Annotated in this window: 19 protein-coding genes; 8 read left to right on the top strand and 11 right to left on the bottom strand. The window is 66.2% G+C overall.

Annotation, left to right across the window (positions count from 1 at the left end; all coding sequences use genetic code 11):
- Nucleotides 1–12: 12 nt before the first annotated feature.
- From RM192_RS18830 to RM192_RS18820, 3 genes are read left to right on the top strand one after another with little or no spacing between them, the layout of a single operon-like run.
- Nucleotides 13–1,755 (top strand): FAD-binding protein, encoded by a 1,743-nt coding sequence (locus tag RM192_RS18830; RefSeq protein ID WP_311509198.1) that lies wholly within the window; start codon nucleotides 13–15, stop codon nucleotides 1,753–1,755.
- Nucleotides 1,752–2,147, top strand: coding sequence for a hypothetical protein (locus RM192_RS18825; protein WP_311509197.1), 396 nt, complete (start codon nucleotides 1,752–1,754; stop codon nucleotides 2,145–2,147). The genes RM192_RS18830 and RM192_RS18825 overlap by 4 nt, the downstream gene beginning before the upstream one ends.
- Nucleotides 2,144–2,920: a glucose 1-dehydrogenase gene (locus tag RM192_RS18820; RefSeq protein ID WP_311509196.1), complete on the top strand. Its 777-nt coding sequence runs from the start codon at nucleotides 2,144–2,146 to the stop codon at nucleotides 2,918–2,920. Before RM192_RS18825 ends, RM192_RS18820 begins: the two co-directional genes overlap by 4 nt.
- A 151-nt stretch (nucleotides 2,921–3,071) precedes the next feature.
- Here the strand turns inward: RM192_RS18820 and ybaK are convergent, their stop codons facing one another.
- The 4 genes from ybaK to RM192_RS18800 form a co-directional block, all read right to left on the bottom strand.
- The gene (ybaK, locus tag RM192_RS18815; protein ID WP_311509195.1) at nucleotides 3,072–3,545 is read right to left on the bottom strand and encodes a Cys-tRNA(Pro) deacylase; all 474 of its coding nucleotides are present in this window, start codon (nucleotides 3,543–3,545) and stop codon (nucleotides 3,072–3,074) included.
- 68 nt (nucleotides 3,546–3,613) lie between these two features.
- Nucleotides 3,614–4,390 (bottom strand): SDR family oxidoreductase, encoded by a 777-nt coding sequence (locus tag RM192_RS18810; protein WP_311509194.1) that lies wholly within the window; start codon nucleotides 4,388–4,390, stop codon nucleotides 3,614–3,616.
- Nucleotides 4,387–5,202, bottom strand: coding sequence for a glucose 1-dehydrogenase (locus RM192_RS18805; RefSeq protein ID WP_311509193.1), 816 nt, complete (start codon nucleotides 5,200–5,202; stop codon nucleotides 4,387–4,389). The genes RM192_RS18810 and RM192_RS18805 overlap by 4 nt, the downstream gene beginning before the upstream one ends.
- A gap of 5 nt (nucleotides 5,203–5,207) precedes the next feature.
- Entirely contained in the window at nucleotides 5,208–5,990 is a 783-nt protein-coding gene (locus RM192_RS18800; protein WP_311509192.1) for an SDR family oxidoreductase, read from the bottom strand.
- A gap of 171 nt (nucleotides 5,991–6,161) precedes the next feature.
- Here RM192_RS18800 and RM192_RS18795 point away from each other — a divergent pair, with 171 nt between their 5' ends.
- Entirely contained in the window at nucleotides 6,162–7,559 is a 1,398-nt protein-coding gene (locus RM192_RS18795) for an aromatic ring-hydroxylating dioxygenase subunit alpha (protein ID WP_311509237.1), read from the top strand.
- Nucleotides 7,556–8,332, top strand: a complete 777-nt coding sequence (locus RM192_RS18790) for a ThuA domain-containing protein (protein WP_311509191.1) — start codon at nucleotides 7,556–7,558, stop codon at nucleotides 8,330–8,332. Before RM192_RS18795 ends, RM192_RS18790 begins: the two co-directional genes overlap by 4 nt.
- A 273-nt stretch (nucleotides 8,333–8,605) precedes the next feature.
- On the opposite strand, the gene RM192_RS18785 is transcribed toward RM192_RS18790, so the two are convergent.
- Entirely contained in the window at nucleotides 8,606–9,001 is a 396-nt protein-coding gene (locus tag RM192_RS18785; RefSeq protein WP_311509190.1) for a hypothetical protein, read from the bottom strand.
- A 114-nt stretch (nucleotides 9,002–9,115) separates the two neighbouring features.
- Nucleotides 9,116–10,393 (bottom strand): DUF3422 domain-containing protein, encoded by a 1,278-nt coding sequence (locus RM192_RS18780; RefSeq protein ID WP_311509189.1) that lies wholly within the window; start codon nucleotides 10,391–10,393, stop codon nucleotides 9,116–9,118.
- 142 nt (nucleotides 10,394–10,535) lie between these two features.
- On the opposite strand from RM192_RS18780, the gene RM192_RS18775 reads away from it, so the two are divergent.
- Complete coding sequence (locus RM192_RS18775) at nucleotides 10,536–11,114, top strand: c-type cytochrome (RefSeq protein WP_311509188.1); 579 nt, start codon at nucleotides 10,536–10,538, stop codon at nucleotides 11,112–11,114.
- A gap of 96 nt (nucleotides 11,115–11,210) precedes the next feature.
- Here RM192_RS18775 and RM192_RS18770 read toward each other — a convergent pair whose 3' ends face one another.
- On the bottom strand, nucleotides 11,211–11,810 hold the full coding sequence (locus RM192_RS18770; protein WP_311509187.1) for a rhodanese: 600 nt from the start codon (nucleotides 11,808–11,810) through the stop codon (nucleotides 11,211–11,213).
- A 70-nt stretch (nucleotides 11,811–11,880) separates the two neighbouring features.
- On the opposite strand from RM192_RS18770, the gene RM192_RS18765 reads away from it, so the two are divergent.
- Nucleotides 11,881–12,639, top strand: coding sequence for a quinoprotein dehydrogenase-associated SoxYZ-like carrier (locus tag RM192_RS18765; RefSeq protein ID WP_311509186.1), 759 nt, complete (start codon nucleotides 11,881–11,883; stop codon nucleotides 12,637–12,639).
- Nucleotides 12,636–13,595 carry a quinoprotein relay system zinc metallohydrolase 1 gene (locus RM192_RS18760; protein WP_311509185.1) on the top strand — a complete coding sequence of 320 codons (960 nt, stop codon included), beginning with the start codon at nucleotides 12,636–12,638 and terminating at the stop codon, nucleotides 13,593–13,595. The genes RM192_RS18765 and RM192_RS18760 overlap by 4 nt, the downstream gene beginning before the upstream one ends.
- Here the strand turns inward: RM192_RS18760 and RM192_RS18755 are convergent.
- From RM192_RS18755 to RM192_RS18740, 4 genes are all read right to left on the bottom strand, one after another.
- On the bottom strand, nucleotides 13,579–15,834 hold the full coding sequence (locus tag RM192_RS18755; RefSeq protein WP_311509184.1) for a TonB-dependent receptor domain-containing protein: 2,256 nt from the start codon (nucleotides 15,832–15,834) through the stop codon (nucleotides 13,579–13,581). The genes RM192_RS18760 and RM192_RS18755 overlap by 17 nt on opposite strands.
- A gap of 4 nt (nucleotides 15,835–15,838) precedes the next feature.
- Nucleotides 15,839–17,836, bottom strand: a complete 1,998-nt coding sequence (locus tag RM192_RS18750; RefSeq protein ID WP_311509183.1) for a TonB-dependent receptor — start codon at nucleotides 17,834–17,836, stop codon at nucleotides 15,839–15,841.
- Nucleotides 17,837–17,975: 139 nt separating this feature from the next.
- Complete coding sequence (locus RM192_RS18745; protein ID WP_311509182.1) at nucleotides 17,976–19,376, bottom strand: porin; 1,401 nt, start codon at nucleotides 19,374–19,376, stop codon at nucleotides 17,976–17,978.
- 287 nt (nucleotides 19,377–19,663) lie between these two features.
- Nucleotides 19,664–20,644 carry a PQQ-dependent catabolism-associated beta-propeller protein gene (locus RM192_RS18740; RefSeq protein WP_311509181.1) on the bottom strand — a complete coding sequence of 327 codons (981 nt, stop codon included), beginning with the start codon at nucleotides 20,642–20,644 and terminating at the stop codon, nucleotides 19,664–19,666.
- Nucleotides 20,645–20,659: the final 15 nt, after the last annotated feature.

Here is a 20,659-nt window from a genome sequence, read left to right as displayed (position 1 = left end):
GAGAACACCAGCATGACACAGCCCACCAAGGGTATTCATCGCCGCCAGGTTCTGGCTGGCGCAGGCGTTGCTGCAGCCGTTGCGGCAACCGGCGGAATCGCCACGGCGGCGCAGGCGGCAGACTCGCCCGCTTCTGGCTGGGACCATGAATGCGACGTGCTGTGCATAGGCAGCGGCGCGGCTGCTGGCACTGCCGCTGTCACCGCGCTTGCCGCCGGTGCCAGGGTGATGATGATCGAGAAGATGCCGATCCTTGGCGGCACCACGGCCAAATCGGGCGGCGTCACCTGGATTTTCAACCACTTCATCTTCCGCGAACAGGGCATCGACGACAAGAAGGACGACGCCCTGCGCTACACCGTGCGCTACGGCTATCCGCGCCAGTACAATCCTGAAAGCCCCACCCTCGGCCTCGACGAAAACCGCTACCGCGTGGTCGAGGCGTTCTACGATCACGGCTCTGCCGCGGTCGATCATTTGCGCGAACTCGATGCCGTGCAGTTCAAGCAGTTCCGCCTGTTCCAGGTGGACAAGCCCGCGCCTGATTATGCCGACCATTTGCCCGAGAACAAGGTGCCCACCGGCCGCGCGCTGGAACCCGCCACCGGCTCCGGCTCGACCCAGGGCGGCGGCAGCCTTGCCAGCCAGATGCACGCCTATCTGAAGGCCAAGGCCGTGCCGATCCTGACGCGCACCCGCGTAACCCGTGTGATCAAGGACGCATCGGGCCGCGTGATCGGCGCAGAAGCGGTCCAGGGCGACAAGGTCATCCGTATCAAGGCGAGCAAGGGCGTGGTGTTCGGCACCGGTGGCTACAGCCACAACGCGGCGCTGTGCGACGTGCACCAACCCGCCGTCTACGGGTCATGCTCAACCCCCGGATCGACCGGCGACTTCATCCCGATTGCGCAGGAAGCGGGCGCGATGATGGGCAACATGGGCCTTGGCTGGCGCACGCAGGTCGTGCTCGGCGAGGCGCTCAAGACGCGCGGCATAGGGCTTGGCGCCTTCGTCCTGCCCGGCGATTCGATGATCCTCGTCAACAAGTACGGCAAGCGCGTGGTCAACGAAAAGCGCGACTACAACGACCGCACGCAGGCGCACTTCACCTATGACCCGGCCCATGAGGAATACCCCAACCACCTGATGTTCATGCTGTTCGACGAACGCAGCATCGACGCTTTTGGCGGGGCGTTCCCGTTCCCCGCGAACAAGGGGGAACAGCCCCACCTGATCGAAGGCCAGACCTGGGACGAGGTCTTCGGCAAGATCGACGCGCAACTGGCGGGGTGGACCGGACGCACCGGCGGTGCGCGGCTTGCGCCCGAATTTGCGGCCAATGCCAAGCAGTCCGTCGCCAGCTTCAACGCCTATGCCAAAAAGGGCGTCGATCCCGAATTCGGGCGCGGCAAATATCTCTATGACCGCGAATGGCACTTGTTGTTCTCGGCCCGCCGCGCTGGCACCGCGCAGCCTGCCAATCCCTACCCCAACAACACCATGCACCCGTTTGCCGCCAAAGGCCCCTACTACGCATTGATCCTCGGTCCCGGCACGCTCGACACCGCAGGCGGCCCGCAGATCAACGCCAATGCGCAAGTGCTGGCGGCGGGCGGACAGCCGATCCCCGGACTTTATGCCGCAGGCAATTGCATTGCGGCGCCGACCGGACAGGCCTATCTCGGCGCGGGCGGCACCATCGGCCCGGCCGTGACGTTCGGCTATATCGCGGCGAAACACGCGGTGAAGGCATGAGAGTCATCGCGCTGGCCGCAGCTGCCCTGATCGCCGCCGCCTGCTCGGCCAAGGCCGAAGTCACGCCTGCTCCGTCCTATCAGGCAGACATCGTGCCGTTGCTCGAAAGCCAGTGCGCCACTTGCCACCTCACCGGTGAAGAGGCAGGCAACATGTCACTGGTCGGCGATGCGGCCATCGGCTTCCTCGTCAGCCAGCCATCGCAGGAAGCGCCCGCAATCATGCGCGTCGCGCCCGGCGAGCCGGACAAGAGCTACCTCGTGATGAAACTCGAGGGCACGCACATCGCGCAGGGCGGTTCGGGCGCGCAGATGCCGTTCGGCGGTGCGCCTCTTTCCGCAACCCAGATCACCATGATCCGCCAGTGGATCGCCGCAGGAGCAGCCCAATGAACCCCAATCTCGTCAGCCTTGAAGGCAAGGTCGCCATCGTAACCGGCGCAGGGGTCGGCATGGGCGCCGCCACCGCGCAGCTTCTCGCCGCGCGCGGGGCGAAGGTCATCGTCTCGGACATCAACCCCGCCACCGCCGCCGAGACGGTCGCTGCGATCCGCGACGCGGGCGGCACTGCCCACGCGGTCGTCACCAACGTGGCGGACGAGCGCGAGGTCGAGGCGCTACTGGCCGAGACGGTTGCCACTTATGGCCGCCTCGATTGCGCAGTGAACAACGCCGCGATCACGCCCGATACCCTGCCGATCCACGAAGCCGACATGGCGGTGTTCGACAAGGTGCTGAATGTCGATCTGCGCTCGGTCATGCTCTGCATGAAATACGAGATCCGGCAGCTTCTGGCACAAGGCAGTCACGGCTCGATCGTCAACATCGGCTCGGTCAGTTCGGTGCGCCCGCAACCAAACAACGCCGCATACGTTGCCGCAAAGCACGGCGTGATCGGCTTGACCAAGACCGGCAGCCTCGAATATGCCGGGCGCGGCATCCGCGTGAACGCGGTCCTGCCCGGCGCGATCGACACCCCGATGTTCCGCGCCGCGCTCGACGCCAATGGCTTCACCGTCGAACAGTACGCGCCCGCGCTCAGCCTGTTCAATCGTATCGGCAAGCCCGAGGAAGTCGCCGAAGCCAGCGCCTGGCTGTGTTCGGACGCCTCGAGCTATGTCACCGGCCACAGCCTCGCGGTCGAGGGCGGTTACCTGACGCGGTAGCCTATGCTGAGCCATGCCCCTGCGGCGTGCGCGTTGCTTCGACAGGCTCAGCACGAACGGGTTTGGGGAATGTCATGCGAACCGGGCGAGGCCGGGGATAAACCCTGCCCAACCCCCGTTCGTCCTGAGCCTGTCGAAGGACGCGCGCGCATCAGGCCGCAATATCGGCCACCACCGCCCCAAGCACGCGCGCCGCATCCTCGCCGCTCACCAGAACCTGCAGCCCGCGCTGCCCGCCGTTGACGAAGATCGCGTCCCACAGCAGCGCGGTTTCATCGAGCACAGCGGGCACGTGGCGCATTTGCCCGAACGGGCTGATCCCGCCCACCTTGTAGCCAGTGATCCGCTCGGCGTCGGCGGGGCGCATCATCTCTGCGGCTTTTGCGCCCAGCGCAGCGGCCACGCGCTTGAGCGAGACTTCACCGTCGCTTGGTGCAATAGCGCAGGCAGGCTTGCCGTCTGCCAGAACCATCAGCGTCTTGAACACCTGCGCAGGTGGGGCGCCGAGCGCGAGCGCGGCGGCAAGGCCGATGCTGTCTGCCGAGGGATCATAGGCATAACTGCGCAGCGCGAAGGCTACCCCCGCCTCGTCCAGTGCCTTCGTCGCGCGGGTGATCTGTGCCATGCGCGCGGTTTTGCAAAAGCCGCGTGCCAGCGCCAGTGGAGAAATACCCCTCCGGCGCTGGCACGCAATCAGATCTGGCTGAAGCCGCCATCCATCAGAAACTCGGCGCAAGTCACGAAACTGGCCGATTCCGAACAAAGATAGACCACGCCGCCCGCCATTTCATCGGGGCGGCCCATGCGGCCGATGGGGTGATTGGCGACGATACCCTGCATCGCCACTTCGCGCGATGCCACTGCGCCCAGTTCGACATATCGGTCCATGATCGAGCCGAGCATGGCAGTATCGATGCCGCCGGGATGCACCGAGTTGACGCGGATGTTGTAGCCCAGCGCCGCAAATTCGGCGCCGAGGCACTTCGACAGCATCTTCACCGCCGCCTTGCTGGTGCAATAGGCCGCGTTGAATGCCGCGCCGCGAAGGCCGCCCACGCTGGAGAAGTTGACGATGGACGCCCCTCCGGACCGGGCCTTGCCGCCTTCGCGCAGCAGCGGCAGCAGAACCTGCGTGCCGATGATGATCGAATCGACGTTCACCGCATTCACGCGGTGGAAATCGGCCAGTGGCGTCTCGTCGAACTTGGTGACGATGGAATAGCCGGCGTTGTTGACCAGTGCATCGAGACGGCCATACTTTTCCTGCACCAGCGCGGCGACGGCTTTCCAGTCGGCCTCGCTGGTCACATCGTGTTGCAGATAATGGTCCGCGCCTTCGATTGTCGCCTCGGGCGCGAGATCGGTGGCGATCACGACAGCATTCGCCGCCTTCATCGCCTTGACCAGTTCGCGGCCAATCCCGCCTGCCGCACCGGTGACGACGGCGACAACGTTATCAAGTCCGATCATTGTGCGGTGTATCCCCCGTCGATCACCAGTTCGGTGCCGGTCATGTAGCTGGAATCCTCGCTGGCGAGGAAGTAGGCGGCGCTGGCGAGTTCGCTTGGCTGCGCAAGGCGTCCGATCGGCGTCATGCCAACCACGCCCGCCACCAGATCGTCGGGCTTTTCGGCAAAGCCCTGATCGACCCAGCGCTGGAAGCCAGCCTTGAGCAATGGCGTCTCGACAAAGCCCGGATGCAGCGAATTGGCGCGGATCGGCATCTTTTTCTGCGCGAACTCGATGGCGATGCCCTTGGTGAACAGGCGCACCGCGCCCTTGCTCGCGTTATAAGCCGAAACCTCGTTCATGCCGACAAGGCCCATGATCGAGCTGACATTGATGATCGATGCCCCGCCGCGGAATTCCTTGCCGCTTTCCGCCATGAGCGGCACGAAATGCTTGGTGCCGAGGAACACGCCATCAACGTTGACCGACATGATCCGCCGCCAGCCTTCCATCGAAAGCTCCTCGACCGGCCCGGTCAGATCGATCCCGGCGTTGTTTACCAGGATGTGGCATTTGCCGTGGCGTTCCTTGACCAGTGCGACCGCGCGCTCCCAGTCCTCTTCCTTGGCCACGTTGGCCGAAACATAGCTGGCGGCCTGGCCCAGCTTGGCCATGACGTCGCGCGCAGTATCGCTATCGGCGGCATCGAGGTCCGAAAGCACGACTTCGGCACCCTCGGCCAGAAAGCGCTCGGCGCAGGCAAGGCCGATGCCGCGAAGGCCGCCCGATACGAAAGCGACGCGGCCCTTGAGGCGCTGTGCAGAAAGCTCCATGATATTCAAACCCCCATCATTCCGGCGGTCGTCGCACCGTCGATTGCGTATTCTGCGCCGGAAATGAACCCGGCTTCGTCGCTGGCAAGATAGGCCACCAGTCCGGCCACTTCGTTCAGCTGCGCCATGCGCTTCATCGGCGCCATCCCTTCATACATCGCGCGCGCAGCTGCCGGATCGGGCTGCGCGTTCATGATGTTCTGGATCAGCGGGGTTTCGACCACGCCGGGCAGGATCGCGTTGACGCGGATCGCATAGCCCTGCTGGCCGCAGTGCACCGCCGCCGATTTGGCGAGCGCGCAGACAGACGACTTGGATACCGAATAGGCGACGTAATTGCCCAAGGGCCGCGTCGCGTTCATCGAGGAATTGATGATGATCGAGCCCTTGGCCCCGTCCGGGTTGCGCTTCATGCCCAGAATCGCATTCTGCACGGTCAGCATCACGCCGGTCTGGTTGACCGCAATGATGTTGCTCCAGCCTTCGAGGCTGACGTCTTCGATGGAACCGTCGCCCGCTTCGATCCCGGCATTGGCAAAGGTGATGTCGAGGCGGCCTTCCGCCGCGATGATCTCGTCGATCAGAACCGGCCATGCCGCTGCGTCCTGCACGCGGTGCTTGCGGAACACCGCGCCGGTTTCCGCGACCAGCGCGGCGGCGGCCTCTTCCTTCGATCCGGTGAACCACACCTTCGCGCCCTCGGCGCTCAACCGCGCGACCGCAGCCGCGCCGATGCCGGTGGTGCCGCCCGTAACGAGCGCGACCTTGCCTTCAAGCCTCTTTGACAAAAGTTCTCTCCCGCGAGAATCCGCATGAATTTATGAAGACAGTGGTTACGCGCCCCCGCGAACGTGACAACCTATGCTTTCAGCAAGGTGACTCACGTCCGCGCGCGGGTCAAAACCGGCAGCAATGCCGAAATGGCAGCTTTGCAAGCATCGTGGGGCGAGGAATCGATAATGGCTGACAGTGATCCCAACATGGGCGGCGGCAAGGGACGATGCGAGGCGATCAGCTGGCTGGAACTGCTGGAGCAGGATTCGCGCCCCGCGCCCGCCATGCTCACCACGGAAAGCTACGAGTATCGCGGCTCGGAACCGCTGGCGGCAAGTCGCTACACCAGCGAGGACTTCGCCCGGCTTGAGCGCGAAAAGATGTGGCCCCACGTCTGGCAGTTCGCCGCGCGCGAAGAGGATATTCCCGAAGCGGGCGATTACACCGTGTTCGAGATCGCGGGCCGGTCATGGCTGATCAGCCGTCAGGAAGACGGCAGCGTCAAGGCGATGCACAATGTCTGCCTGCACCGCGGGCGCAAGCTGCGCACCGAAGATGGCACTGCCGACAAGTTCACCTGCCCGTTCCACGGCTTTGCCTGGAACAAGGACGGCAGCTTCGATGGCATGCCCTGTTCGTGGGATTTCAAGCACCTGCAGGCAGACAAGATGGCCCTGCCCGAGGCCGAAGTGGGCCGCTGGGGCGGCTACATCTTCCTGCGCGAGGAAAAGGGCGGCCCAAGCCTTGAGGAATACCTCGCCCCACTGCCCGAATTCTTCAAGCGCTGGCGGCACGAGGAATGCACCACGGTGATCTGGGTGGCCAAAGAGGTCAAGGCCAACTGGAAAGTCACCGCCGAGGCGTTCATGGAAGCGTGGCACACGGTGGTGACCCACCCACAACTGCTGCCGTTCACCGGCGATGCCAACGCCGCCTACTGGATCTACGGCGACAACGTGAACGTCAATCACACCCCGTTCGGCGTGATGAGCCCGCATGTCGATCCCGAGGGCAAGACCCAGCAGTGGATCGTCGACGAGTTCGTGAAATACAATGGCCGCTCGGGCGACAACTATGAGGGTGCCGATCCGTTTGCCGTGACCGTGCCCGACGGCATGACCGCGCGCGCCGCGCTGGGCGCCGCCATGCGCGCGGGCTATACCGCGCAAACCGGCTACGATCACGATCACGCGACCGATGCCGAACTGCTCGACGGGCTGGTGTACAACGTGTTCCCCAACTTCGCGCCGTGGGGCGGGTTCATGCCGAACATCGTCTATCGCTGGCGCCCCGGAAAGACGCCCGACACCTGCCTGATGGAAGTGCGCATCCTCGCCCGCGTCAAGAAGGGCGATCCGATGCCGCACGGCGCGGCGATGAAGCTGCTGACCCCTGAGCAGAAGTGGACCGACGCGCCCGAACTCGGCGTGCTGGGCCACGTGTTCGAACAGGACATGGACAACCTGCCCTATGTGCAGGACGGCCTCCACGCCTCCAAGACCGGCGAGGTCAACTTGGGCGACTATCAGGAAATCCGCATCCGCCAGTTCCACCAGACGCTCGACAAGTATCTGAACGCATGACCGAAGAAGCGAACCCACCACGCATCAATTGCGTGCTGATCTGCGGCGGCGTGTGGCACGATATGGACTTCGCGCGGCTCGAACTGCTGAAGTTGCTGGCCGAAGACCCATCGGTGCGCACCCGCGTGTTCGAGGATTACGAGAACACAGCCGCGATTGCCGAGGCTGACATCCTCATCACCTACACCTGCGATGTCACGCCTTCGCTTGGCGCGCAGGAAGCCTTGCGCGACTGGCTGCAAGCGGGCGGGCGCTGGTACGCGCTCCACGGCACCAATTCGGTGCTGCGCCTGCTGTCCGAAGGCCCCAACGCAGGCCTGTGGGACGCGCCGCGCTGGGCGCCGCTGATGATGGACCTGCTCGGCACGCAGTTCCTCAGCCACCCCCCGATCGCGCCCTATACGGTGACCGTGGCAGACCCGGACCATCCGCTAACGCAGGGCATCGAGCCGTTCGAAACGACCGACGAACTCTACCACATGGAATGCCACGGGCACCTGCACGTCCTGCTCGAAACCGAATGCACGGTGGAGGGCACCGGCTTCGTCGAGGCGGCGGACGCGCTCGGCACCCAGCCGGTGATGTATCTCAAGGACCACGGCGCAGGCGCGGTGCTTTACAACACGCTCGGCCACTGCCGCGGCCACTACGATCTGCAACCCATGCTCGACTGGTGGCCCACGGTTGACCGCTGCGCCTGGGACCTGCCGGTGTTCTACGACCTCCTGCGGCGCGGCATCGGCTGGCTGAAGGAGCGCCCGGCGAAGGGGTGAACGCTCAGGGCACCCCTTACCACCAAGCCCCCGCAACCAACCCCAGACCCCGTTCGTCCTGAGCCTGTCGAAGGACGCGCGCAACCGTCAGGTCCACGCGCTTTCGCCCTTGCCTCAACACGCAAGGGCAAGCGCTGAATCGCAAAGCCCGAACCTTGGCGCGCGTCCTTCGACAGGCTCAGGACGAACGGAATCTCGCGCCTGAATAACGGGCGGCTTTCGCCGCGAAAGCCGAGTAGCCGCTACGGCAAGAATATTTTGGCAAGCGGACGCTTATTCTACGTCGCTGTACTCGGCCACGAGCTTCGTCGCCTCTTCCGATTCAAAGAAGCCAGCTTGATAACAATATACCGGTGAGCCTCCCAAGTTTCCCGGCTGAAGTTGAAGTTGAATGCACAGCATTCCCTGCCCCTGATTGCGTGTTGGTATGAACATCGCTCGGGGTGACCAATTTCGCCGCACGTCTCCTTCAGACATCGCCGCCTTTGACGACCACCGCCGTATGGCATCTTCAACTTGCCGTTCGGCGCCGTCCAGATCTTCGGCGAGGTTGGAATTAAGCGCGCTACTTTCGGTTAGCTGAGGCACGTTTCCCATGCCGATCCAATAGCCGGCGAAGAACAAAGCGCCACCAGCGAGGCTTAGCAGAGCTGTCTTCCCAATGCGCATAGCGTTGTGTCGCACCTAGGCGGCACGTCCGCAATGGCGTCGCATCCGGAACGGCAGCTTTAAAACGACACACCCCCACTACCAGCCGCCCCCCGCAATTCTCCCGCTCCCCCCTCAATGCCCCAAAATCCGCCGTTTCTGCCAGCGGATCGCGCTCCACACGCCTAGCACGACGACCGGCGCGGCGAGGCCGGTCCACAGGTGGACATGCAGCCCCGGCACCACTTCGCCGACGCCTTCCAGCACTTTGCCGACAAGTCCCAGCGCGTAGTAGCTGACCGCGACCACCGACAGACCCTCGACCAGCTGTTGCAGGCGGAGCTGGCGCGAGGCGCTGCTTTCCATCGAGGCGAGCAGCCGGCCATTCTGATTCTCGATCCGCGTCTCGATCCGCGTGCGCAGCAGCGCGACGACTTGCCCCGTGCGCTGCACCAGCGCATCGGCGCGGCGTGCATAGGCGGCGCAAGTGCGCACGGCGGGCAGGAAGCGGCGCTGCGTGAAATCAGCCAGCGACAGGTGCCCGGCGCAGGCGCGGATGTTCAGTTCCGCCAGCCGTTCCTCGACAATGGCGGCATAGGCCTGCGTCGCGTCCATGCGGTAGGTCGAGGCCGAGACTTGCGCGATCAATCCTCCCCACAAGTCGAATACCTGCTTCATCAGCGCGTCGTCGGTCATCTCGGGCCGGGTCAGCGCAAGGTTGATCGCATCGAGTTCGCGCTCGGTCCGGTCTAGCTCGCCCCAGCCCTCGCGCGCCACCGGCAGGCCGAGCAGCGCGAGGTTGCGGTAATTGCCCAGTTCCTGCAGCCGCTGCAGCGTGCGCGACAGCGTCGGCGCGGGGCTGGTGCCAGCCGCCACCACGATCAGCCCGAAGCCATCGTCGCGCAAGCGGAAGTCCGACCAGATCCGCACGGCGCTGTCTTCGCCATCGGGGCACAGGCGGCACGTTACCAGTTCGCCCGCCGCAAAGCCGCAATCGGGCAAGGCCGCCTCCGCCTCGGCCTCGGTGGCCAGCACGATCAGCCGCGTGGCGCGCAGGACCTTGCCCGGCATGTCCAGCGCCCACGCGGTCGCCGCTGCCAGCGTTTCGGGTGCGGCGTCCTCCGCCACGAACAGCGTCAGCGTGCTCGCCTCGCTGTGCCGCTCCCATGTGGCGGAAACGCCCGTGCCGAGCGCGCCTGCCAGATGGCGCGGGCGGGCTGCCTCGTCCGCCCCCAGGCCCTCGCGCACCTGCCCAAGTTCACGCGCCCGGTCGCCCGGCTCCACCACGCGCACGAACTGGACGATACTGCACGGCGCGATGACCGTGGGCCAGCGCCGCAAATGCATTTCGGCGACGACCTCGCGCCTCTGTTCGTGTTCGCCCAGCACCGCGCTTTCCCCCCATACGGCCAAGGCCTGATGCGATAGCCAGTCTCACAGGTCTGGCCCAGACGAAAAATTGGCCCATGGTCGGGGGTCATAAGTCCAATTCCCGCGTTGCCCCCTGTGGTGCCAATACCTTGGCATAACGAACGAATCCGCTGGAGAGACCGCCGTGATCAACCAGACCTTGCGCCGCCGCATGTTGACAGGCGCTGCCACCGCGCTGCTCGCCGCCTGTTCGGGCGGCACCGAGCCTGCGCCGGAAGCCTCGGCCAGCGCGAGCGCGGCGGCAACGCCCAGTGAAACCGCCAGCGCGGCCGCGATGCCATCGGAAGCGGCCCCTTCGCCGAGCGCCAGCGCCAGCCCTTCGGCAACGCCCAGCCCCACTGCGAGCGCTTCGGCCAAGGCCCCGGCGCCCACGCCATCGCCCACGCCCGAGAAAATCGCCGTCGCTGCCGCCCCACCGCCCGCAAGCTGGGCGCGCTGCGCGGTGTGCCACGCCGCCGAAAAGGGCGCGCCCGACAAGATCGGCCCGAACCTCTATGGCGTCTACGGCCACAAGATGGGCCAGGGTTCCTACGCCTTTTCCGACGCCCTCAAGTCGTCAGGCCTGACGCTCGACGAGGCCACGCTCGACAAGTGGCTGGAGAACCCGCGCGCACTGGTGCCGGGCAACCGCATGAGCTTCCCCGGCCTGAAAGACGCCGCCAAGCGCGCCGAGATCATCGCCTATCTCAAACAGCAGCGCTGACCCGAACTCCCGGCACCGGCAGCGTCCTCTCACCTGCCCGGTCCGACTGACGCCTCCTCCCGTTCTACGGGCGGGGGCGTCCTTGTTTTTGGCGCGTCACTCCGCAATCGCAACCGGCGCGGCGTCCACCAGCGCGCGGCCAGCACCATTCCAGCCGTCGATCCCTTCGGCGAGCCAATAGACCCGGCCAACACCTCCGCGTCCCAGACGCCGCGCCGCGTTCCAGCCCATCCAGCAGTCGCTGCGGCAGAACAGCACCACGGGCAGACGCGGATCGTCCTTGCGCGCCGCCGCGACTGCTCTTGCCAGCCCAGTCCACAGCAACGGGTCGGGCGCGGTGCGGCCCGTTTCGGGATGCCACTGCGCGCCCGGAATCGTGGCATGGGGCTGGCTCAGCCGCCACACGCCGCTCGCCCGATCGCGGTAGCCGCCCTCGACCGGCAGGACATCGATGAACAGCGCGCGGCCTGTCGCGTGCAGCCGCAGCGCCTTGCCCAGCACAATCCGGCGGGCAGGATGCGGCGCGCGGTCAACCGGTGCGCGATAGCGTGCGGCGCGATAGCCATCCGAATCGAAATCGGCGGCAACCGCACCGGCTGACCCCCGCCCCGGCTTTTCTGCCAAGGCAGGCGCGCCTGTCAGCGCGGTGAGCGCCAGCAATCCCGCCAATATCCGCACCATGCGGGCCGTCCTCATCCAATTGGTCCTTGGTCCAATATGCGCTGCCTTCCGCGCCCGCTACATAGGCCTTTGGGAGAATGCGTGAATGAACCGCCTGATGGCTCTGATCGCGGCGCTCGCAGCGCCTTCGTTGGCACTGGCCGCGCCGCTGCCCGCCGATCCGCTCGGCTCGCCGATGTGGGAATTCCACGCGCAGCGCCTGTTCGGCAGCGCGCCTGTGGTGTTCGACAGCCGCGTCGCCGTGCACATGCCCGAGATTGCCGAAAACCAGCGCGTGTTCCCGGTGACGGTCGATGCCCGCACGCTTCCGGGCGTCAAGCGCATCGTCCTGTTTGCCGATCTCAACCCGATCCCCGTCGCGGTGGACTATGCGCCCACGGCGGCCGCTGCCTATGTCTCCACGCGCATCAAGCTTGACCAGCGCACCCCGGTCCGCGCCGCCGTGCTCACCGCCGATGGCACATGGCACGTGGGCGGCGGGTGGATCGATGCGGCGGGCGGTGGCTGCTCGGCCCCGCCGGTCAGCCGGGTCAAGGGCGACTGGGCCGATCATCTGGGCGAAGCGCGCGCAGCGGCTTGGCATGAGCGTGCCACTGGCGAGACCCGCCTGCGCATGACCTTCCGCCACCCGATGGACACCGGCCTTGTCGAAAACATCGCCGCTTACAACATCGAGCGGCTGACGATCCGCGACGAGAGCGGCAAGGCACTCGGGGAGATGCAGGTGGGCGGCTCGGTATCCGAAGACCCTGCGTTCACCGTGCTGGTGGCCGCCAGTGGCCCGATCCGCTTCGCTGCCACCGACAGCGCGGGCCTGACTTTCGCCGGCATCGCCCAGCCGTGACGCTTTCCCGGCGCGGTCTTCTTGGTGCGGGTCTCGCCCTGCCCGCCTTGCTCTGCCCATGTCAGGCCTTTGCCGAACAGTTCGCCGGAACCTACCGCCCCCGCGCCGAGCCGGTCGCCGAGGGCATCTGGCTGGTGCGCGGGGTGGACGAACCCATCGCCTTTGCCAACGGCGGCGCGATTGCCAACACCGCGATCCTCGCCACCGCCGAAGGCCCGGTGCTGTTCGATGCCGGCGTCAGCCTCGCCCACGGACAGGCGCTGGCGGCGCTGGCGAAGAGCCTCACCGGAAAGCCCGTCGCGCGCGTATTCATCAGCCACTTGCACCCCGATCACGCCATGGGTGCGGCGGCGTTCGATCCTGCCATGATCCACGCCCTGCCCGCCACCCGCGCCGATCTCGAACGCGATGGCGAAGGCTTTTCCGATGCGATGTACCGGCTTCTCGCCGATTGGATGAAGAACACCCACGTCGCGCTGCCACAGGGCGATCTGGCGCAAGGCGCATTGACCGTCGGCGGCAGGCCGCTGCGCCTGCTCGCGCTGAAAGGCCATTCAGGCGGCGACCTTGCGGTGCTCGACGAGACGACGGGCACGCTGATTGCAGGCGACCTCGTGTTCCACAACCGCGCGCCCTCCACCCCGCACGCCGATCTGCCCGCATGGCGCGCCTCTCTCGATACGCTCACGGCAATCCCGCACCGCGCGCTGATCCCCGGCCACGGCCCGCTGGACACGTCTGGCCAGGGCATCGCGCAGACCCGCGACTGGCTCGGCTGGGTCGAAGACACCCTGCGCCGCGCGGTCAACACCGGCCTCGACATGACCGAGGCCGGTGAAATGCCGATCCCCGACCGTTTCGCCGCGCTGAAATCCGCGCGCTACGAACTGCAACGCAGCGTATCGCACTTCTACCCGGCGCTTGAGGCCGAACTGCTGCCTAGAACTTCGCCCTGAGCGATACCGTCAACCGCCTTGGCGCCCCCGGCGCAAGCGCGCGGGGGTCTTCCGCACCGGGTGCCTCAACCAGCGCAATATCGTCCACTTCGGCGAACGTGCCGAACGTGCCATAGCGCCGATCCAGCAGGTTGCGCAGTTGCGCCACCAGTTCGAACCGCTCGGACAGCCGCACGCGCCCGTCGAGGTCGAACACCGCATAGGACGCGGTGCGAGGGGTATCGTTGCCCTCGTCGCCAAACAGGAACTGGCCAGAGCGGGCGCGCATGGCGACTCCCACCGACCAGTCCGCCGCCTCGCGCGCCAGCCGCAGGTTCACCGCGTGGCGCGGCACGCCCGGCAATTGGTCGCCTGCCGCCACGGCAATCACGCCGTCATCTTCCGCTGCCGGGTTTTGCGGACTGGACATGGCAAACCCGTCGCGGAACCGCGCATCGGTGAAGGCATAGCTGGCCGCGACATGGAACGCGCCGCGCCGCCAGTCGGCAGAGGCTTCCACGCCCTGCCGCCGGGTGTGCCCGAGATTGGCGAAGTAGGCACGCCCGCGCACTTGCGAGGCGATCATGCGGATGTCGTCGCGCGTATCGGCGCGCCACGCGTTCAGGCGCCAGTCAAAGCGGCTGCCCTCGCCCGAAATCCCGGCGGTCCAGTTGCGCGACTTGACCTGTTTCAGCGGCGGATCGGCGATAAAGAAGTTGGCGAGCGTGCACGGCGCTTCAGGGTCGGCGCAGCTCAGTTCAGCAGGCGTCGGGTTGCGGCTGGTGAGCGAAAATCCGCCGGTGGCGTGCACCCCGCCGCCCAGCGCATAATCCAGTTCCACCGAGGGATTGAACGCATCGAAGCGATGCCGCCCGTCAAGCGCGGTGCCGATGCGGTCATCGAGTTCCACGCGGTTGTGCGAATAACGCGCGCCTGCCTCGATCGCGAGGGCCTGCGTCAGCGGCATTTCGGCGCTGGCAAACAGCGCCACGTCGGTCAGCGTCGTGGCCACGTCCACCGGCGTGATCGCGCCGCCTGCCGACACCAGCGGCAGATGCAGTGCGGTGACCGAGCGGTCAGCCTCCAGCCTGCCAAGTTCGCTCATCGCGCCAAAGCTTGTGGCGGCATGTTCCCACGAAGCGCCCAGCGCGATGCGGCGCGTGCCCGTGGCGGTCTTGCGCTCGTCCAGCCATTGCAGCGTCGCGCCCCAGGCGCGGGTCTGTTCCTCGCCGCGATTGAACACCGCCGGATTGTCGCTGCCATCGTCCGCAACGCGCAAGGCCCCCGAAAGCAGTGCGTCGGCATAGCCTTCGTCCTCGTCACCCACGCAAAGCAGGGCGGCGTCGTCATCGCAAACGCCGAAATCGGCCAGATCGCCATTGGCGCTGCGCCGGGTCATGTCCTGCAGATATCCGCGCAGTTCCACCCGCCCGCTCTCGCCCGTCTCGATATAGGGCGCGGCGATGAGCCGAATGAACCGTGTCGAGGTGGTATCGGGCCGGGTGAAAACCGCCCGCCAGTCAGCGTCCAGCAGTTCAACCGGGGCAACGCCATTGCCGGTCAGATGCGTCGACGCGCCGAGCACGGAGAACTCCAGACCCCAGCCATCGCCCTTGTGCCGCCCCTTGGCCAGCCCGCGATAGAGCCGCGAAGGACTGGCCACGCGCCAGCCCGGCTCGTCGCGGAAATCGCCCAGCAGCAACAGATCGCCGTTGTCGTCCGCCAGCCCCAGCGAAACCGTGCCGCCCTTGCTGCCTTCGGTATCGATATCGAAACTGGCGCGCAGGCCCGGAAGGCTGGTGCCATCGCCCGTGTTCAGCAGCAACGACCCCGCCAGCGCATTGCGCCCCAGCACCGGGTTCGCCTCGTTGACATGCGCCGAAACCAGCGCGGCGTCGGGCAGCAGATCGAGCAGCACCACGTCACCGAAGGGCTGGTTGAAGCGCACCCCGTCAAGGTAGACGGCCATGCCTTGCTCGGCCCCTTGCAGCGCGGAAACCGAAAAGCCGCGCCAGGTGATCGCCGCCTGCCAGGCATTCCCGCTCGCCTCGGCCAGCGTCAGCCCCGGAACGCTGCGTTCGAGAGCGCGGGCAAGGTCGGGTCTGCCCGAGGCATCCAGCGCGGCGGCATTCAGATCGCGCGCCTCGTCCATGTCGATCGCGCCGCCCGGCGCGGTGACGACAATCTCGCCCACCTCCTGCGCGGTGGCCGGGCTGGCAGATGCCAGCAGCGCCAGTGAAAGGACCCGCAAGCCGCTCATCCGGTCAGATCGCGAAACGCAGGCCCGCCCAGAGCGTGCGCGGTGATCCAAGATCGATCGACCCGCCCGAATTGCGCGTGACGATGTCCTTGTCGAACAGGTTCTCGCCGCGCAGGACAAGGCTCGCCCCACCTGCCAGCGGCACCATCACGAAGGCATCGAGCGTGGTCGCGGCGGGCAGGCTGTCCTGCTCGAGGTCGTCCTCGAACTGCTGGCCGACATGGCGCAGTGTTGCCGCCACTTGCCAGCCCGCAGCAGGCGCTATGCCCACGGTGGCCGATGCGGCAAAGCGCGGAGTCTGTGCCGGGCGCTTGCCGGTCAGCGCCGAAGCCGCGCCATTGCGGAGCTCGGCATCGGTCCAGGCCAGCGACCCATCGAAGCGGAACATGCCGCTTTCCAGATGCGCCGCCGCCTCGATCCCGCGCGCGCGGATCTGGTCAACGTTCTGGCGCTGGCGCAAATTCGCGCCGATGGTCACGTTGGCAATCGCGTCCTCGATACGGTTGTCGAAGCCGGTCACCGAAAGGCGCACGCCCCTGGCCGGCGTCAGGTCGATCCCCGCCTCATAGCCCTTCTGCGTTTCGTTGCGCAAAGTGGCATTGGCCTGCGTCGTCACCGGGAACACCGTGAACGGGCGGTAGAGTTCGTTGAGCGTCGGCTGGCGCAAGCCCGAATAGGTCGCCGCGCGCAGCGCTACCACGTCGCCTGCATGAACCACCGCGCCGCCGCGCCAGGTCACCGTCCAGTCGGACTGGTCGGCGTAAGTCGTGCGGCTGGTCAAAGCGCCCGCATTGTTGCGCACTTCGAAATAGCCGTCCGCTATCGTCGTGCGGTCGGCGCGCAGGCCTCCGGTCAGAACCACCGCGCCCAGCGTCACATCGTTTTCCGCGTAGAAGCCAAGGTCGGTGTTCACACCGCCCGCCTTGCGCCGCGCGGTAACTGCGCCGGTCACGCCGCTGATCGCGTTTTCCTTCATCGTGCCCGACGCGCGTCGCCAGTCGGTGCCGAGGCGCAGCACCATCTTTTCGCCTAGGGGCGGCCGCAGTTCGAACTTGCCGCCCAGCCCTTGTGCAGGCGTATCGTACTGGTCAAGAGTCGGCTTGAAGCTGGCGGCCGAGACGACGATGTTGGTGAAATTGCGCGCCTGGACATAGCCGATGGCATCGAACTGCCAATCGCCGCGCCCGACCAGCCGCACGCTCGCGTCCTGGCCCTCGCTCGACGTATCCGCGCCCTTGAAGCGCAGCACGCGGTCATCGCGGAACACTTGCGTGCGCACCTGCAGTTCGGTCGTGTCCGAAAGCGGCGCAACCACGCGCAGCGACGTCGACCACGATTCATACTTTGCCCGCACGCTGGCGGCGCTGCGCTGCGCCTCGGGCGTGGTGAAGAAGCCCTTGCCCCGGTCCCAGCGGCCCGACAGCACGGCAAAGCCGTCGCCCAGCTTCGGCGCAATCGAGGCGCTGGCTTCGGTCTCGCCGCGCTGGCTGACGAGAGCTTGCGCGTTAAACAGCCCCAGCGTCTCCGGCCCGGCGCTTTCCAGCGCGATCGTGCCGGAAAGCGCGCCTGCGCCGAATGGACCCGAACCGCCGCCGCGCATCACCCGCACGCTGGCAAGGCTTTCAGGCGCGATGGCCGAGAGCGGGATGTAGCCGAAGAACGGATCGGCCATCGGCACGCCGTCGAGCAGCACCAGCGCGCGGCTCGTGGCATTGCCGCCCAGGGCGCGCAGGGTCACGCCCTGGGCCGAAGGATTGGAAGCGCGGCTGTCCGAGCGGCGGAACTGCTGGAAGCCCGCGACCGACGAAAGCACGTCCTCGATACGGCCCGAAGCCGACGAGGTGATCGCCTCACGATCAATCTGGGTGGCCGAATAGGCGGGCGTGCCGGGCGTCTGTTCAAGCCCGCTGCCGATCACCACGATCGGCGCGTCGTCGGCCATGGCTGGCGAAGCGCTGGCGATCAGCGCCAGCACCGCGAGGGAGAAATTGCGGTCAACCATGATCTGCGACTTTCAGGATGACGAATGAGGTTCCGGCGGCCCAAAAGCATGCGGGCCGCCGGTGAATGCGAGGTCGGCTCATTCCGACTTTCGCGGGTCGTGGCAAGGGGGCAATTGTCCCGCCACGGTTAAAGTCTTGTCAGAAGAACAGGATCCCGCCCACGGCCACGGCGTCGCTTTCCGCCTTGTTGCCCGAATGGGCACGTGACTTCGAGTGGATGTACTCGCCGATCAGCGTGACCCAGCTGGTCAGGCCATAGCGGACCTGGCCGACATAGCTCGAATTGACGTCGAGCAGATCGGGATTGGCCACCGCGTCTGCGGCATTGGCATAGTCCAGATGGCTCTCGCCATAGCTGCCGCCGATCGAAACCTTGCCGAAGGTGGCCAGTGCCTGCGCATAGAAGCCGTGGCTGTCCCGCGTGTTGCCGCTGCCATCGGTATCGAACAGGCCCAGCACGGTCGTGCCGAGGCCGCTGGCGGTATAGTAATAGCCCGTCGCGGTGACCGGGCCGACGGTGACTTTCGCGCCCGCATCCACGCCCTTGCCGGTGAAGCTGCCGCCGCCGACTTCGTCGTGCTTCTGCGTCACGCCCGAGACCCACAGGCGGGCCGATACGTCATCACCGAACTTGCCGTCATACGTGACCTTGCCCTGGAAGCCGGGCGCGGAATTGGCCTGGACCGGGCCGGTGAGCGAGGACAGCGGCTGGAACACGCCGACCGAGGCCTGAAGGCCCGAGAACGACGGCGTGGTGTAGGTGATCTGCGGCTGGAAGTCGGTGTAGATATAGCCAACGCCGATGCGGCCAAGCGTGGTGTTGCCGGGCGCCACGTTGCCGCCGGGGGTGCCCGATGACAGCAGCGTGATGTCGTTGAGGATGGCTTCCGAAGCAAACAGACCGATGTCGCGGCCGATCTTGAACGTGCCGATCCCGGCCTTGCCGAAGGTCATATAGGTCTGGCGGAAGTCGATCCCGGCAGTGCCCAGCGCGGTCGGCTGTCCGCCATTGTTCGCGCCCAGAGCGCCATATGCGGTCGAGTTGATGCCCGGATACATGCCGAAAGTGGCGCCCACGTCCCAGCCGGCCTGCTGCGTGGTCACGCCAACCTTGAGGAAGCCCGGCAACAAGCCATTGCGGATCGCGCTGGCATTGTTGCTGCCCACGCTGGCGACGCCGCCGACGACTGCGGTCGTGGCCGAAGGTGTCTGCGGATTGTCGTGGACATAGAACCCGTTGACCGAACCCGAGAACGTGATCGTGGCAGGCCCGACCTCAAGCCCGATGCCGCTGGCGGCCATGCGCACCATGCGGCTCGAATCGACCGATTCAGACGCCTTGGTCATCGTGTCGCCCGAAGCGGCGGCGGGCGAAGGCCGTGCTTCCTCGGCCATCAGCTCGGCATATTCGTCGTCGGTGAGAATGCCTTTCTCGTGCAGCCGCTTGAGCAATTCGGGTGTGCCGGCCTGCGCGGGCGTTGCGGCCATGGCGAGAAAACCCATGGCGACCGAGGCGCAAAGCGCCTTCCTCGTGTTCATATCCATCCCCCTTCGTGAAGGTTAAGCGTCGACTATCTCTGCGACTGCGTGGGAGAATGGGGCGCGCACCGGCGCCGCGATATTGGACTTAGGACCTTGGACTTTGGGATGAGACGGGGGTGGTGGCGTATGCCGCGTGCGTCCTTCGACAGGCTGTGGACGAACGCGTGCTCGGCGTTGTCGGGCGCGGGTGCTTCGACAGGCTCAGCACGAACGGAAGTTGTATGGATAGTTGCCCAGAATCCGTTCGTCCTGAGCCTGTCGAAGGACGCACGCCATGGCCAATCCTACCGCCCCAGCGCGACCCCCCAGGGCCCGCCGCCAGCAGGGATCGTCGCAGTCACCGCCATAGCGGCAATATCGACCACCGAAACCGAATCGCTTGCCCCGTTGGCAACAATCGCCCGCGCGCCATCGGGGGTGATCGCCAGATGCCAGGGCCGCTCTCCCACGGTGACGTAGCCGCGCACTGTTGCGGTCCCCACGTCCACCACCGCAACGGCATTCGCCCGCCCCAGCGCGACCACCGCCGTCTTGCCGTCAGGCGTAAAGCGGATGCCGCAGGGCATGACCTTGTAGGCCTGCACGCCGGGCGGGGCAAACGTCAGCGTCTTCTCGATCTTGCGCGAAGCGACGTCGGCAATGTGCACCGTTCCGCCCATTTCCGCCGCGATCCACACTTTGGCACCGCCCGGCGCGAACTCGATATGGCGGGGCCGCGCGTCCGTTTCCATTTCTTGCGTGACCGTGCGCGTGGCGATGTCGATCCAGCTCACCGCATTGTCTTCCTCGCTGGTCACCAGCAGCCATTTGCCGTCGGGGCTTTGCGCCACGCCTTCCGGCTCGTCGCCCACCACCACCTGCCACGCCACCTTGCGGCCCACGAGATCGACCGCGGTCACCGCCGCATTGTCCTCGTTCGCCACGAACAGCAGATCGCCCGCATAGCTGGCGAAGAACTGCTCGGGGTCCGCGCCCGATGGCAATGTCGCCAGCAGCGCGCCACTTGCGGGATCGCGCAACTCCACCGCGTTGTCGGCGCTGGCGGCGACCAGCAGGTGCTGCCCGTCGCGCGTAAAGGTGATGCCGCGCGGGCGCTTGCCCACCGGCCATTCGCCCACGACCTTGCCCTGCGCCACATCGATCACCGAAACGGTCGAGGACCGCTCGTTGCTGACATAGACCGTCTGCGCCGCCGCAGGGCCTGCGACAATCGGGGCTGACGCGGCCAGCAATGCCGCAGCGAAGGCTTGTCGGTTTCTCTCCATAGCCATAGCCTAAGC

The sequence above is a fragment of the Novosphingobium sp. MMS21-SN21R genome (assembly GCF_031846015.1).
GTDB lineage: Bacteria > Pseudomonadota > Alphaproteobacteria > Sphingomonadales > Sphingomonadaceae > Novosphingobium.
This window is presented reverse-complemented; position numbering and strand designations above follow the sequence as displayed.